This is a genomic window from Streptomyces sp. NPDC088746, assembly GCF_044751065.1.
GTDB lineage: Bacteria > Actinomycetota > Actinomycetes > Streptomycetales > Streptomycetaceae > Streptomyces.
In genome coordinates this window covers 660,645-675,721 of record NZ_JBIVLA010000004.1, presented here as the reverse complement: position 1 = coordinate 675,721, position 15,077 = coordinate 660,645, and the positions used below count along the sequence as shown (strand labels likewise).

The 15,077-nt window shown below is 71.6% G+C and carries 14 protein-coding genes; 13 read left to right on the top strand and 1 reads right to left on the bottom strand.

The annotated features are described in order from the left end of the window. Positions 1-111 precede the first annotated feature (111 nt). Complete coding sequence (locus ACIP63_RS21980; RefSeq protein WP_401518033.1) at positions 112-939, bottom strand: FadR/GntR family transcriptional regulator; 828 nt, start codon at positions 937-939, stop codon at positions 112-114. Positions 940-1,025: 86 nt separating this feature from the next. Here ACIP63_RS21980 and npdG point away from each other — a divergent pair, with 86 nt between their 5' ends. The 13 genes from npdG to ACIP63_RS21915 all read left to right on the top strand — a co-directional run bounded on the left by npdG (position 1,026) and on the right by ACIP63_RS21915 (position 15,053). Then, complete coding sequence (npdG, locus tag ACIP63_RS21975) at positions 1,026-1,727, top strand: NADPH-dependent F420 reductase (protein WP_401518030.1); 702 nt, start codon at positions 1,026-1,028, stop codon at positions 1,725-1,727. Positions 1,728-1,818: 91 nt separating this feature from the next. Continuing rightward, positions 1,819-2,583 (top strand): SDR family NAD(P)-dependent oxidoreductase, encoded by a 765-nt coding sequence (locus ACIP63_RS21970; RefSeq protein ID WP_401518027.1) that lies wholly within the window; start codon positions 1,819-1,821, stop codon positions 2,581-2,583. 45 nt (positions 2,584-2,628) lie between these two features. After that, positions 2,629-3,393, top strand: coding sequence for a crotonase/enoyl-CoA hydratase family protein (locus tag ACIP63_RS21965; protein ID WP_401518025.1), 765 nt, complete (start codon positions 2,629-2,631; stop codon positions 3,391-3,393). A 119-nt stretch (positions 3,394-3,512) separates the two neighbouring features. Then, complete coding sequence (locus ACIP63_RS21960) at positions 3,513-4,283, top strand: SDR family NAD(P)-dependent oxidoreductase (protein ID WP_401518022.1); 771 nt, start codon at positions 3,513-3,515, stop codon at positions 4,281-4,283. Positions 4,284-4,367: 84 nt separating this feature from the next. Continuing rightward, on the top strand, positions 4,368-5,510 hold the full coding sequence (locus ACIP63_RS21955; protein WP_401518020.1) for an acyl-CoA dehydrogenase family protein: 1,143 nt from the start codon (positions 4,368-4,370) through the stop codon (positions 5,508-5,510). Between the two features lie 33 nt (positions 5,511-5,543). After that, a complete protein-coding gene (locus ACIP63_RS21950; RefSeq protein ID WP_401518019.1) occupies positions 5,544-6,698 on the top strand; it encodes an acyl-CoA dehydrogenase family protein in 1,155 nt (384 codons plus the stop codon). Continuing rightward, complete coding sequence (locus tag ACIP63_RS21945; protein WP_401518017.1) at positions 6,691-7,863, top strand: thiolase family protein; 1,173 nt, start codon at positions 6,691-6,693, stop codon at positions 7,861-7,863. The genes ACIP63_RS21950 and ACIP63_RS21945 overlap by 8 nt, the downstream gene beginning before the upstream one ends. Before the next feature lie 169 nt (positions 7,864-8,032). Then, positions 8,033-9,238 carry an acyl-CoA dehydrogenase family protein gene (locus tag ACIP63_RS21940; protein WP_401518015.1) on the top strand — a complete coding sequence of 402 codons (1,206 nt, stop codon included), beginning with the start codon at positions 8,033-8,035 and terminating at the stop codon, positions 9,236-9,238. Further along, complete coding sequence (locus ACIP63_RS21935; protein ID WP_401518012.1) at positions 9,235-10,041, top strand: enoyl-CoA hydratase/isomerase family protein; 807 nt, start codon at positions 9,235-9,237, stop codon at positions 10,039-10,041. The genes ACIP63_RS21940 and ACIP63_RS21935 overlap by 4 nt, the downstream gene beginning before the upstream one ends. Before the next feature lie 31 nt (positions 10,042-10,072). Continuing rightward, on the top strand, positions 10,073-11,221 hold the full coding sequence (locus ACIP63_RS21930) for an acyl-CoA dehydrogenase family protein (RefSeq protein WP_401518009.1): 1,149 nt from the start codon (positions 10,073-10,075) through the stop codon (positions 11,219-11,221). 96 nt (positions 11,222-11,317) lie between these two features. Then, positions 11,318-12,874, top strand: coding sequence for an acyl-CoA synthetase (locus ACIP63_RS21925; protein ID WP_401518006.1), 1,557 nt, complete (start codon positions 11,318-11,320; stop codon positions 12,872-12,874). Positions 12,875-12,927: 53 nt separating this feature from the next. Further along, entirely contained in the window at positions 12,928-14,073 is a 1,146-nt protein-coding gene (locus tag ACIP63_RS21920; protein WP_401518005.1) for a thiolase family protein, read from the top strand. 107 nt (positions 14,074-14,180) lie between these two features. Next, positions 14,181-15,053 carry an acyl-CoA thioesterase gene (locus tag ACIP63_RS21915; RefSeq protein WP_401518003.1) on the top strand — a complete coding sequence of 291 codons (873 nt, stop codon included), beginning with the start codon at positions 14,181-14,183 and terminating at the stop codon, positions 15,051-15,053. The last annotated feature ends 24 nt before the right edge of the window (positions 15,054-15,077 follow it).

The following is a 15,077-nucleotide window of genomic DNA, read 5'->3' as shown; positions in this document are numbered from 1 at the left end:
CAAAGGGCAGTCGCGGGCCTCGTCCACTGCGTGGACGAGGCCCGCGGAGCAAGCGCGTACGAACCTTCGGGGCGGGGCCGGCGGCTCAGGCCGTGGGCACGCGCGCGGCCGTCAGTCGAGAATGTCCACGACGCGGGTCGCCTCGCGTCCCGCGAGCACCAGCTCGTCCGCGACCTCGAGGTGCCTGCGCCAGAAGACCTCCGCGGCCTCGCCCTGGCCGGACCGCACCAGGCTCACCAGCTTCTCGTACGAGCGCAGGGCCTTCCCGTGGTGCACCTGGCCGATGCTGGGCGCCCTCTCCTCACGCTCCCTGACGGCCAGCCGGGACTGCCGCAGGATGATCTCGTGGATCATCCCGGCCATGACGGCAAGCGTCTGATTGCCCGACAGCTCGACCAGCCGGAGGTGGAACTGGGCCGAGCCGACGGCGAAACGGTCGGGGTCGCCGAGGCTGCCCCGTTCGTGCTCCAGCGCGGCCCGCAGTGCGTCGTACCGCTCCTCGTCACCGGTGAGCGCCAGCAGCCGGGCCGCGGGCGGCTCGATGGATCCCCGGGCGACGTAGACGTCCGCGAGCGTCGCGCCGCCCAGTTGGAGTTGCAGCCCGGCGGGTCTGGCGACCGCCTCCGGTCCCGGGGCCGTGACCCGGGCGCCCGTGCGTGAGCCGCGGCGGAGTTCGACCAGCCCCTCGGCCTCCAGTACGCGAACCCCTTCCCTGAGCGTGGGCCGCGAGATGCCGAACTGCTCCAGCAGCTCTGCCTCGTGCGGCAGGAAGTCTCCGTCCGAGAGTTCACCTTCGACGATCATCCGGCGCAGGCGTCGGGCCACGAGTTCGCCGGTCTTCGGCGGCCGGACGACACCGGTGGCCTCGGGGCCACCACTCCGGCGAGCCCCTCCGGCTCGCCAGGCGCTCCCGGACCCACGGACATCCGCACGCGTCATGGGACCACCTCTCTTCGTGAGCTGGTGCTCACTTCGGTCACGTGATAGATAACTAAGTCTACTACGTCTTGTGCATGGAGATTCATATGACTGCTGACAGCGACGTGCCAGTGAACCGGACGATCGGCATTCTCGGCGGAACCGGCCCTCAGGGCCGGGGTCTCGCCTATCGGTTCGCCGCCGCGGGCCTGACGGTGGTGATCGGCTCCCGCAAGGCCGACAAGGCCGAGGCTGCCGCGGAGGAGCTCTCCGCCCAGGCCGGCGCCCCGGTGTCGGGTGGCTCGAACGAGGACTGTGCCCGCCGGTCCGACGTCGTGCTGGTCGTCGTCCCCTTCGAGGGGCATCGCGAACTGCTGCTCTCGTTGCGTGAGCAGCTGGCGGGCAAGGTCGTCGTGGACTGTGTGAACCCCATGGGCTTCGACGGGAAGGGGCCGTTCTCCCTTTCGGTGGCGGAGGGGAGCGCCGCCGAGCAGGCCCGGGAGCTTCTCCCGGACTCCACGGTCACGGCCGCTTTCCATCACCTGTCGGCCGTGCTGCTCACCGACCCGGCTGTGGGGACCATCGACAGTGACGTGCTGGTGCTGGGCGACGACCGAGGGGCCACTGCCGAGGTCCAGGCGCTGGCCTCCGCCATCCCGGGCGTCCGGGGGGTCTACGGGGGCAGGCTGCGCAATGCCGGCCAGGTCGAGGCCCTGACCGCCAATCTCATCGCACTCAACCGTCGCTACAAGACGCACGCCGGGATCCGCGTCACCGGGTTTCCCGAGGGCGCGGCGGGAGTGCTGTAGCAGTCCCATTAATAGCTTTCACATAGTTTACTAGGTAAGTTGATCCATGTATGGTGGACGCGCTTGCCCAACACTCACAGCAGGAGACTCCATGCGCATCGAGGGCATTTCCGCCGTCGTCACCGGCGGCGCCTCCGGCCTCGGCCTCGGTACGGTGAAGCGTCTGGCCAAGGCCGGCGCTCATGTCGTGATCGCCGACCTGCCCGCCTCGGACGGGGAGAAGATCGCCGCCGAGCTGGGTGGCCACGTACGGTTCGCCCCCGCGGACGTGACCGACGAGCAGCAGTTCCAGGCCGCGCTCGACACCGCCGCGGAGGCCGGTCCGCTGCGTGCCCTGGTCCACTGCGCGGGACTCGGCCACGCCCTTCGCGTCGTGGACAAGGAGGGCAACCCCGGCGAGCTCGCAGGCTTCGAGAAGGTCATCAAGGTCAACCTGATCGGCTCCTACAACGCCCTGCGCCTGGGCGGTGCCGCCATGGCGGCCACCGAGCCCGTGGAGGGCGAACGTGGAGTGATCATCATGACCGCCTCGGTCGCGGCGTACGAGGGCCAGATCGGTCAGATCGCCTACAGCGCCTCCAAGGGAGGCGTGGTCGGCATGACCATCGTCGCCGCCCGCGACCTGGCCGGCCGGAACATTCGCGTCAACACCATCGCTCCCGGCCTGATGGACACTCCGCTGTTCAACCGGCTGCGTGACGACGTACGGGAATCGCTGGCGTCGGCCATCCCCAACCCCAAGCGTTTCGGCACCGCCGACGAGTACGGGCAGACCGCGCAGTTCCTCATCGAGAACGGCTACGTCAACGGCGAGACCCTCCGTCTGGACGGCGCCATCCGCATGGCACCGCGCTGACAGCTCTCGTCACCGCAGACCGGCACCCAGCCAAGGAGGCAGCACATGTCCGACGAAGTGCTCGTCGAGCACGCGGACGGCGTCACCGTCATCACCATCAACCGGCCCCAGGCGCGCAACGCTGTCAACCGGGCTGTCAGCGAGGGCGTCGGAGCGGCGCTCGAGGAGTTCGAGTCACGCAAGGATCTGACCGCGGCCGTGATCACCGGCGCCGGCGGCAACTTCTGCGCGGGCATGGACCTCAAGGCGTTCCTGGCCGGCGAGAACGTCACGCTGGAGGACCGGGGGCTCGCCGGCATCACCAACCGCCCGCCGCGCAAGCCCGTCATCGCGGCCGTCGAGGGCTATGCCCTGGCCGGCGGTTGCGAGGTCGTGCTCGCCTGCGATCTCGTGGTGGCCGCGGACAACGCGAAGTTCGGCATCCCCGAGACCAAGCGCGGCCTGGTCGCCGGCGCGGGCGGCCTGATGCGGCTGCCCAAGCGCATCCCGTACGCCATCGCGATGGAACTCGCGCTCACCGGCGACTTCCTGGACGCCGCCGACGCGCACCGCTTCGGGCTGGTCAACCGGCTCACCGAGCCCGGGGGCGCCCTGGCCGGAGCGCGTGAACTGGCCGCCCGAATCGCGGCCAACGGGCCGCTGGCGGTGGCGGCGACCAAGGAGATCATCGTCCGTTCGGGCGACTGGACCTCCGATGTCGCCTTCGAGAAGCAGGCGGCGATCATGGCGCCCGTCTTCACCTCGGCCGACGCGCGCGAAGGAGCCCTCGCGTTCGCGGAGAAGCGCCCCCCGGTGTGGCGCGGCGAGTGAACCGCCGCGGTGGCCGCAGGCGTTGATCACCGCTCGTCGAGTCCTGATCCGGGTCACATCTCCCCGCCCGTGAGGCGGTGAACGACCGTACAGCGATAGACAGACTGCAAGGAGGAGCAATGGAGCTCAGTGGTGGAGTGGCCCTGGTGACGGGCGGAGCCGGTGGCCTCGGCGAGGCGACCGTACGCCGTCTCGCCGAGGCCGGCGCCAAGGTGGTGATCGCCGACCTCGCCGAGGACCGCGGCGAGAAGCTGGCCAAGGAGCTGGGTGAGAGTGCCGTGTTCGTCCGCACCGACGTCACCGACGAGGACAGCGTGCTGGCCGCCCTGGACGCCGCGGCGACGCTCGGCCCGCTGCGAGTCGCCGTCAGCGCCCACGGCGGGCCGGTCGCCAAGTCCAGGGTGCTCGACCGCGAGGGCAACCCCTACGCCCTCGACCTCTTCCGGCGCACGGTGGACATCTACCTCACCGGCACGTTCAACGTGCTGCGGCTCGCGGCCTCGTTCATGGCCAGGAACGAGCCGAACGAGTCCGGCGCGCGCGGAGTGATCGTCAATACCGCGAGCATCGCCGCCTTCGAGGGGCAGATAGGGCAGTCCGACTACTCCGCGGCCAAGGGCGGCGTCGTCGGCCTCGGCCTGGTTGCCGCACGTGACCTGTCGCCGCTCGGAATCCGGGTCATGACCATCGCTCCGGGGACCTTCTTCACCCCGGCCTTCGGCATCCCCGAGGAGCAGGCGCAGCAGGCCTGGGGCGACAAGGTCCCCTTCCCCCGGCGCATGGGCCGTCCCGCGGAGTACGGGGCCCTGGTCCAGCACATCGCGGAGAACGACTACCTGAACGGCGAGGTCATCCGCATCGACGGGGCCCAGCGCTTCGGCCCCAAGTAGCCGCCCGACCGTCGGCCCGCCCTCCTGGGGGCGGGCCCGATCAGCCCCCAGCACTCCGCGACACAGCCCTCGGGAGGGCGAACCATGTCCACCGGATCCACCGCACAGGGGGCCGCCGGCGAGGCGGCCGGGGAGCTCCGCTCGTATCTGGAGAGGATCGCTCCCGCGCTGCACCGGGAGTGGCCCGACCGTACGTCCTTCGAGGCCCGGCTCGCCTGGCAGCGCGCCCTCCACGAGGGCGGCTGGGCCGCCCCGCACTGGCCCGTCGCCGACGGCGGACGCGGCCTGGGTGTCGTGGACCGGCTGGAGTGCGACGCCGAACTCGCCCGGGCCGGCGCCCCCGACATCGCCGGGGTCTTCGGCATCAAGAACGTCGGCCCCACCATCTCCGCCTTCGGCACCGCGGAGCAGCGCGCCTCGCTGCCCCGCATCCTGTCCACCGAGGAGATCTGGTGCCAGGGCTTCAGCGAGCCCGGCGCGGGCAGCGACCTGGCCTCACTGCGCACACGCGCCGTACGTGACGGCGACACCTTCGTCATCAACGGGCAGAAGGTCTGGACCTCCGACGGCACCCGGGCCACCCACTGCATGGTCCTGGTCCGCACCGAACCCGACGCGCCCGCGCACAAGGGTATCTCCGTACTGCTGGTGCCGCTCGGGACTCCCGGAATCGAGCGGCGCCCGCTACGGCAGATGACCGGTGAGCGCGGCTTCGCCGAGCTCTTCTTCACCGATGTGAGGGTGCCCGCGTCCGCCCTGCTCGGCCCCGTCCACGAGGGCTGGCGGGTCACCATGACCACTCTGGGGCACGAGCGGGCCGGCGTCGTCGAGCTCGCCGCCTCCCTGGAGAGGAATGTGCGCGACGCGGTGGCGGAGTTCCCGGACGGAGTGTCCGACCCCGTGCTGCGCCGGGAGCTCGCCCGGCGTTATGTGGAGGCGCGCACCGTCGGTCTGATGGGCAGCAGGGTGCTGCGCTCACTCGGCGAGGGCCGCGAGCCCGGGCCGGAACAGTCCGTGATCAAGCTCGGGTGGAGTCTGACCACCCAGCGACTCGGCGAGACCCTGCTGGACGCCGCAGGCCCCTCCGGTCTCGCCGGGGGACGGAACGGGGACGGTGCCGAGGCGCAGCGCTACCTGCGCGTGCGGGCGTCGACCATCGCCGCGGGGACCACCGAGGTGATGAAGAACATCCTGGCCGAGCGCGTCCTCGGCCTGCCGAAGAAATGAACCACCGGACGGCAGATGAGGAGGACGGCAGTCGTGACCGTCGATGAGCACCGGGAGCTGCGCCGCTCCGTGCGCCGCTTCCTGGAGACGGCGTCGCCGAGCGCGGAAGTGCGGCGCGTCATGGAGACCGGGGCAGGATACGACCGGGCCGTCTGGCGACGGCTGGCCGGTGAACTCGGACTGACGGGGCTCATCGTGCCCGAGGAGTACGGCGGCGCCGGGGCGGGTGTCGCCGAACTGGCGGTCGTCATGGAGGAGATGGGCCGCGCCCTGATGTGCGGGCCGTACCTCTCCGGTGCCGTACTCGCCGCTGCGGTCCTGCTCCGGAGCGGAGATGCCCGGGCCTGTGCGGAGCTCCTGCCCGGGATCGCCGACGGCTCGGTGATCGCCACCGTCGCCGTGGCCGAGGGCAACCACGACGTCCGGGACCTCGCCCGGGTCAGGGCGTCCGCCCGCCGCGACGGCGACCTCCACCGGCTGTACGGGGAGAAGACCCTGGTCATCGACGGGCACACCGCCGGGCTGCTCCTGGTGGCCGCCCGTACGGAGGCGGGACTGTCCCTCTTCGCGGTGGACGGCGCGGCCGACGGCATGCTCCGTGAGGAACTCCCGGCGCTGGACCCCACCCGCAAGCTGGCCCGGATCGCGCTGGACGGGGTGTTCGCGCGTCTCATCGGCACCGAGGGCGCGGCGGGCACCGCCTTGGAAGAGGCCCTGGACCTCGCGGCCGTGGCCCTGGCGGCCGAGCAGACCGGGGGAGCCGAACGCTGTCTGGAGCTCTCGGTGGAATACGCCAAGACCCGCGAGCAGTTCGGCAGGCCCATCGGCGCGTTCCAGGCCATCAAGCACAAGTGCGCCGACATGCTGCTGGAGGTCCAGGCGGCGAAGGCCGCGGTGGAGTACGCGGCCGGCCTGTGGGGCCAGGACGACGCCGGCGCCGAACGCGGCCTGGCGGCGTCCACCGCCCGGGCCCACTGCTCGGACGCCTATGTCCACGCCGCCGGCGAGACCGTGCAGATCCACGGCGGCATCGGCTTCACCTGGGAACACGACGCGCATCTCTACCTGCGCCGGGCCAAGTCCTCCGCGCTGCTGCTCGGCAGCACTTCCTGGCATCTGGAGCGGGTCGCCGCCGAGATCGGGCTGGCCCCCACCCCTACCTCACCGAAGGAGTCCGTCCATGCCTGAAGCCGTCGTGGTCGCCGCCTGCCGTACGGCGATCGGCACCTCGTTCAAGGGAACACTGGCCCGCACCAGTGCCTTCGACCTCGCCGAGGCCGCCGTCACCGAGGCGGTACGCCGTTCCGGGCTGCCCGGTGAGGCCTACGACGACCTGATTCTGGGCGAATCCCGCTACGGGGGCGGAGACATCGCCCGTAACGTCGCGGTCATCGCCGGTCTCACCTCGGTGCCCGGGGCAGCAGTCAACCGGCACTGCGCCTCCGGCCTGTCGACCGTCTCGATGGCCGCGGCGGGCATCCGCGCGGGCATGGAGGACGCCGTACTCGCCGGCGGGGTGCAGTCCACCTCGACGGCACCGGTGATGCGTCGCGTCGACCCGGCGACGGGGGAGTGGGAGGACCCCTGGGACTCCCCGGCCCATCCGTCCACCCCGACGGCGCCCAACAACGACATGTCGGTCGCCGTCGGCTGGAACGCCGCCCGTATCGCCGGGATCTCCCGCCAGGAGATGGACGCCTGGGCGCTGCGCTCCCACCTGCGGGCGCTGGCCGCGATCGACGAAGGCCTGTTCACCGACGAGATCGTGCCGGTCAAGGCGCTCCTGGCGGACGGGGCGTACACCACCTTCGAGGTCGACGAGCACCCGCGCCGGGGCTCGACCGCCGAGAAGCTGGCCGGCCTCAAGCCGCTCCACCCGGAGATCGACGGCTTCACCATCACCGCGGGGAACTCCAGCGGCATCAACGACGCCGCCTCCGTACTGGCGCTGACGAGTGACACGCTGGCGTCGCGCGAAGGCCTGACACCGCTGGCCACCGTCCGCGGCTGGGCCTCGGTGGGCGTCGATCCGGAGCGTACCGGGCTCGCCCCCGCGGGCGCCGTCAGCAAGGCGCTGCGCCGGTCGGGCCTCGACGTCGGTGCGGTGGACCTGTTCGAGATCAACGAGGCCTTCGCGTCGGTGGCGGTGGCCGCCACCCGCGAACTCGGCGTGAGCGAGGACATCGTCAACATCCACGGCAGCGGCTGCAGCCTCGGTCACCCGATCGCGGCGAGCGGCGCCCGGATGCTGACCACCCTGGTGCACGACCTGCGCCGCCGCGGCGGCGGCATCGGTGTCGCCGCGATGTGCGCGGGCGGGGGCCAGGCGAGCGCGGTGGTCGTCGAGGTCTGAGCCGCACGCGCTGTCGGCCGGCCCCCTGCCGTGACTCCGGTGCCCCGAGAGCCACGGCAGGGGGCCGAAGTGTTTCTTCCGGACGGACGCTATACAGGCCATAGATAGAACCTAGTTAACGATGTATGGTCACGAGAGCGGGTCGAACGCGGCCCAGGAGGAGGATCTGATGCCCAGCGCCACGGTCGTGGACGCCGGTGGGCCCGTGCCCGATGAACGGCACTGGATGACCCGGCTGCGGGAGTTCCTGGAGGCCCACGCGGGCAAACCGCCCCGCGACAAGAAGGAGCGGCTGGCCTGGGCCCGGACCTTCCACGCGGAACTGGAGGAGGCGCACCTGGCCGCCCCCGGGTGGCCCGTGGACGCGGGCGGCATGGAGCTGGACCTGGCCGACCAGATCGCCTACCACCAGGAGATGACCCGCGCACGTGCCCCGAAGCACCCGTGCGGGCTGTCCTTCATCGTCGCCCCCACCCTGATCAAGCACGGCACGCCCGAGCAGAAGAAGCGCTTCCTGCGCCCGCTGCTGCGCGCCGACGAGTTCTGGTGCCAGGGCTTCTCCGAACCCGGTGCCGGCAGCGACCTGACCTCCCTGTCCACGCGCGCCGAACGCGACGGCGACAGTTACGTCGTCAACGGACAGAAGCTGTGGACCAGCCAGGCGCACCAGGCCGACTGGATGTTCGCCCTGGTGCGCACCGGACCCGCCGGGCCCGGCGGCGCCGGGATCAGCTATCTCCTGATCCCGATGGACTCCCCGGGGGTGACTGTCCGCCCGCTGCGCGACATCGCCGGCGGCACCCACTTCGCCGAGGTCTTCCTCGACGGTGTGCGCGTGCCCGTGGACAACCTCGTGGGGGAGGAGAACGGCGGCTGGCACATCGCCCGGACCAGCCTCGGCCACGAGCGGGCGACCGCCTTCCTCGCCGACGAGTTCCGCTACCGCCGCATCGTGGACGAGCTGTTCACCCTCGCGCTGGACACCGGCGCCGCCGAGGACCCGCTGGTGCGTCAGCAGCTCGCCCGGATCGAGGCGAACGTCCGCGTCCTGGCGTCCAACAGCCGACGTGCCCTGGACGCCGTGCTCTCCGGACGCGACCCGGGCCCGGCGGCTTCCGTCAACCGCCTGGTGCGCTCGGAGTTCGACCAGTACCTCCACGAGGTGGCGCTGCGCGTCATCGGCCCCGACGCCGTCCTCGGGGCCCGCGACCCGATGGCCGTCGAACGCGGCCGGTGGACCTACGGCTATCTGATGAGCAGGTCCTCGACAATCGGGGCGGGCACCGCGGAGATCCAGCGGAACACCATCGCCGAGAAAGTCCTGGGCCTGCCCTCCCACCGTGGCGTTTCCGGCAGCGGAAAGGAACAGGGATGACCATGGCGAGCAAGAACGAACCGCCGCAGTTCTCGACGATCCTGGCGGAGCTCGGCGAGGACCACGTCCTCACCGTCACCCTCAACCGTCCCGAGCGGCTGAACGCCTTCAACCAGGCGACCCTGGACGACTTCGCCTCCCTGTGGCGATACGCCTCCGACGAGGAGGACGTACACGCGATCGTCCTGCGGGCCGAAGGTGAGCGGGCCTTCTGCACGGGGGTGGACGTGGTCGACGGAATCGACCGCTCCGCCAACCCCTTCGCCGAGTCCGACCCCGGTGCCAGCCTCTCGCCCAAGCTCAACCGCTGCTGGAAGCCGCTGGTGTGCGCGGTGCACGGCATGGCCGCGGGCGGCGCCCTGTACTGGCTCAACGAGGCCGACATCATCATCGCCTCCGACGACGCCACGTTCTTCGACCCGCACACCACCTACGGCATGGTCGCCGCTCTGGAACCCATCGGGCTCGCGCACCGCATCCCGATCGGCGAGGTGCTGCGGATGGTGCTGCTCGGCAACGACGAGCGGATGTCCGCCGAGAGGGCCCGTGAGATCGGCTTCGTCAGCGAGGTCGTCACCCGCGACGGGCTGCGCGGCCGCGCCCACGAACTCGCGGCGAAGATCGCGGCCAAGCCGCCCGCCGCGATCCAGGGAAGCGTCAAGGCGATCTGGGAATCGCTCGACACCGGACGGTCCCAGGCCCTCGCGACCGGCCTGGCCTACACACAGATCGGCAACCCGATCGGCACAGCCCAGGTCGACCGCGCGTCCCTCAAGGGCCGTACGTCGTACGAGGTGCGCTGATGACCGGCCGGAGGAAGCGGAGGTGGTTGCGGTGACGACCGCGGAGATCGAGAAGGAACTGCGCGACGCGCTCGGCGGACTGCTGCGGCAGCGCAGCGGTGCGGAGACGGTCGCAGCACTGGCGGACGGGCCGGAGCACTGGGACCAGGGGCTGTGGCGCGAGCTGGTCACGATGGGTGTGCCCGGGCTGGCCGTGCCCGAGGAGTACGGCGGGGAGGGCGCCGGCCACACGCTGGCGGCGGCCGCCCAGGAGGAATTGGGCCGTCGCCTGGCCCCCGTTCCCACGGTCTCCCTCTTCGCGGCCCAGGCGGCGCTCGCCGCGGCCGCGGCGGCGGGCAGCGACGCGGCCGGGACCCGGCTGCGTACCGTGGCGCTCGGTGCGGTGCCCGCCACCGTCGCGGCAGGACGCACCGCGGACGGCTGGACCGTCGCCGAAGGGGTGAACGCCGTGTCCGACGGCGACGGCTGGCTGCTGGACGGCCGCGTACCTGTCGTCGCGGACGCCCCCGTGGCGCGTCTGCTCCTCGTGGCCGCCGAAACCCCTGCCGGCCCCGCGCTGTTCGCCGTGGACGCCGGTGAGGGGGGAGCGGAGGGCTGCGAGGTGACGCCGGTGGAGTGCCTCGATCCGACCCGCCCGCTCGGCTCGGTGGCCTTCGCCCGGTGCCCGGCCGGACTGCTGGCCGGACCCGGTGACTTCGCCGCCGTGCTGCGCGCCGCCGAGCTCGCCGCCCTGCTGATGCTGGCCGCCGACGCGGTCGGCGTCGCCGCCGAGGCCATGGACCTGGCCGTCGACCACGCCCGCACCAGGCAGCAGTTCGGCCGCGCCATCGGGTCCTTCCAGGCCGTCTCGCACCGCTGCGCCGACATGCTGGTGGCGGTCGAGTCCGCCCGTGCTCTGGTGGCGGCCGCCGCCGAAGAGCTCCAGGACCCGGGCGAGGGCACCGACGCCACCGTCTGCCTGGCCGCCGCCCAGGCCCTGGAGGCCGCCGTCACCGTGACCCAGGGCTGCGTGCAGGTGCACGGCGGCATGGGCTTCACCTGGGAACACCCGGCCCACCGCTATCTGCGCCGGGCCAAGGCCGCCGAATCCCTGGTGGCCGTACCCGACCGGCTGCGGGAGCGGGCTGCCGCCGGCCTGCTGGCAGCCGTACGCGGGCCGGTGCCCGCCGTCGGCGTCTGAAAAGGGCCGGCCCCGGCGGGCCCAGGAGCGAAGGCTCCCGGGCCCGCCGTACGTCCCCGTCCCGCCCGTTGCACCGCCCGCAGCGCTGGAGGAACCGTGCATCTGACCGAGCTCGCGCACCGACACCCCGACAAGCCCGCGGTGATCACGGCGGCCACCGGAGAAGTCGTGACCTACAGGCAGCTGGACGAGGCATCGGTGCGCCTCTCGCGGCTGCTCACCGCCCGTGGCCTGAAGCCCGGCGATCACACCGCGCTGCTGATGGAGAACACCCCGGGCTACGTCGCCGCGGGGTTCGGCTGCCAGCGAGCCGGGCTGTACTGGACACCGGTCAACCGTCACCTCACCCCGGAGGAGGCCGCGTACATCGTGCGGGACTGCGGGGCCCGTGCCCTGATCGTCTCCGCGGGCCTGGCGGAGCTCGCGTCCGCGGTCTCCGCCCAGGTGCCGGACCTCGAGATCAGACTGGTCGACGGCGGCCGGCTCGACGGGTTCGAGGAGTTGGAGGCCGCGTGTGCCTCCTTCCCTGCCGAGCCCCCGCAGGGCGAGCTCGAGGGCTACTACATGTTCTACTCCTCGGGCACCACCGGGCAGCCCAAGGGCATCCTGCCCGAGCTGACCGGGGAGCCCTTCGGCAGCGGACTGCGCATCGACCACAATCTGCCGCTGATGTTCGGCTTCTCGCCGGACAGCGTGTACCTGTCCCCGGCACCTCTCTACCACGCGGCTCCCACCGGCTGGACACTCGGCACCATCCGCGGCGGTGGCACGGTCGTCCTGATGGACCACTTCGATCCCGAGGAGACCCTGCGGACGATCGAACGATTCGAGGTCACCCACGCCCAGTTCGTGCCCGCCATGTTCGTACGGATGCTGAAGATGGAGCCGCGTCGGCGGCAGGCGTACGACACCAGCAGCCTGCGTGCCGTCATCCACGCGGCCGCCCCGTGCCCGGTGGAGATCAAGCAGCGGATCATCGACTGGCTCGGTCCGATCGTGCACGAGTACTACTCGGGCAGCGAGGGCAACTGCTTCTTCCTCATCGACTCCGCGCAGTGGCTGGAGCACCAGGGATCGGTCGGCCGAGCCGCACACGGCCGGGCGGTCGTCCTCGACGACGAAGGCGAGGAGCTCCCGCCCGGGGAGACGGGGACCGTGTGGTTCGAGGGCGGCCCCGACTTCCGCTACCACAACGACCCCGAAAAGACGGCGCGGGCGCATGACGTCCACGGACGCACGACGCTGGGGGACCTGGGCCGGCTGGACGCGGAAGGCTACCTGTACCTGGTCGACCGCCGGACCGACCTCATCATCAGCGGCGGCGTGAACATCTACCCCCAGGAGATCGAGAACGCCCTGGTGCTGCACCCCGAGGTCGCCGACGCCGCTGTGGTCGGGGTCCCTGATCCGGAGATGGGGCAGCGGGTGCGCGCCGTCGTGCAGCCGGCCGATCCCGGCGCCGCCGGCCCCGGCCTCGAGGCACGGCTGATCGCCCACTGCCGCGAACGTCTGGCGCACTTCAAGTGCCCTCGGGCGGTGGAGTTCTCCGCCGAGCTGCCACGCACCCCGACCGGCAAGCTGCTGCGCCGGCTGCTGGTCCCCGGCCCAGGGTCCGGAGCTGTCGACGGTACTGGTGCCTCCCCCACTAAATAGCTAACCTAGTTAGAAATATAAGTCCCGAAGCTCTCTACGGATTGAGGATTCCCATGCGCGATGCTGTGATTGTCGAGGCGGTCAGGACCCCGGTCGGCCGACGTAACGGCGGCCTGTCCTCCGTGCACCCCGTGGACCTCTCGGCGTATGTGCTCCAGGCCCTGGCCGAGCGCTCGGGCATCGACCCGGCCCAGGTCGACGACGTGATCTGGGGCTGCGTCGCACAGGTCCGTGAGCAGGCCCTCAACATCGGCCGTAACGCCGTGCTCTCGGCGGGCTGGCCCGACTCGGTGCCCGCCACCTCGATCGACCGCCAGTGCGGCTCCTCCCAGCAGTCCGTCCACTTCGCCGCCGCCGGACTGATCAGCGGGCAGTACGACGTGGCCGTCGCCGGTGGTGTCGAATCCATGTCGCGGATCCCGATGGGCACCTCGGTCGGGGATGCCGACGGAATGGGCCCGGGTTTCCTCAAGCGGTACGGCATCGCCTCCGCCAACCAGGGTGTGGGCGCCGAGATGATCGCCGAACGCTGGGGCCTGTCCCGCTCACAGCTCGACGACTTCGCCCTCGGCTCGCACGCCAAGGCCGCGGCCGCCGTCGATGCGGGCCGCTTCACCGGGCAGATCACTCCGGTCACCCTGCCCGACGGCACCGTCGTGGACACGGACGAGGGCATCCGCCGCGGCGGCACCCTGGAGTCCCTGGCGAACCTCAAGCCGGCGTTCAAGCCGGACGGCGTGATCCACGCGGGCAACAGCTCACAGATCAGCGACGGCAGCGCCGCACTGCTCATGACGACCTCCGAGAAGGCCCGCGAGCTCGGCCTCACCCCGATCGCCAGGGTCCACACCGCCGTCGTCGCCGCTGACGACCCGGTGATCATGCTGACCGCGCCGATCCCGGCGACCGTCAAGGCGCTCAAGCGAAGCGGCCTCAACCCCGGCCAGATCGGCGCCTACGAGGTGAACGAGGCCTTCGCGCCCGTCCCGCTGGCATGGCTGAAGGACATCGGGGCGGACGAGGCGGCCCTCAATCCCAACGGTGGCGCCATCGCACTCGGCCACCCGCTCGGCGGCTCCGGCGCCCGGCTCATGACCACCCTCGTCCACCACATGCGGGACAGCGGGATCCGCTACGGCCTGCAGACCATGTGCGAGGGCGGCGGCATGGCCAACGCCACCATCCTCGAGCTTCTCTGACGACCGGACCCCTACGAGCGTGCCGCGTGACGGTGCCGCCCCCTCCTGCCGGGGGAGGCGGCACTGCCATGCGGCACGTCTCCTCAACGTCGCAGGAGGACCAGCACGTGACAGCCGTACCGCCGTGGCCGACGACCGGCTTCGACGACATCCGGTCCGCACTCGAGGCCGAACGGACCGGTCCGGGCCGATACCGGGCCCGCAATGTGAAGTCGGACATCGAACGGACCCTTGGCAGTCAACTGCTCGCCCTCACCGTCGTACTGGCCGAGCGCACCCACCCCGGATCCACTGTGCAGTCGATGCACGCCGTGTTCCCGCGGGGCGGAGACGCCGCGCGGGACATCGAGGCAACGGTCGAGAGCGTGCAGTCGGGCCGGATGCTGACCACCGTGGAGGTGTCGTACGCGCAGCAGGAGCGCGAGCACTGCCGTGCGTTGGTCATGCTCACCCGGGCGGAACCGGACTTCCTCCGGCACTCCGCCGAGGTGCCGGCCGGTCTGCCGGGCCCCGACGCCTGCGAGCCGTTCGACTGCGGGCTGATGCCCTGGGAGACCAAGGTGGCGGGCGGTGACGCCGCCTGGTCGGGGGCGGCCGGCCGGCCCGCCGCGGTGGACGTCTGGGCACGCTGCAAGGACGCGGCCGGCGACCCCGCGCTGTCCCGCGCGCTGCTTGCGTTCGCCCTGGAGGGACTGGTCGTCCCGGTCGGGACGCGCCCCTACCCGGCTGTCGAACTGGAGCGAAGGGGCGGCGCCGGGCAGGCCGTCGTACTGTCCCAGACCATCACCTTCCACGAGCCGTTCGTCCTTGACGACTGGGTTCTGATGCGTGCGGACAACTCCCACGCCGGCCGAGGCCGCATGCACACCCGGATACAGGTCTTCTCGGCCGGCCGGCTGGTCGCCTCCAGCAGCGGGGACGGGCTGCTGCGTGCCGCGCGGCCGCAGGGGCGGGCGCTGCCGGGGAGTGGCCATGCGTGAAGCGCATGCGTTGTCTCCGGGCCC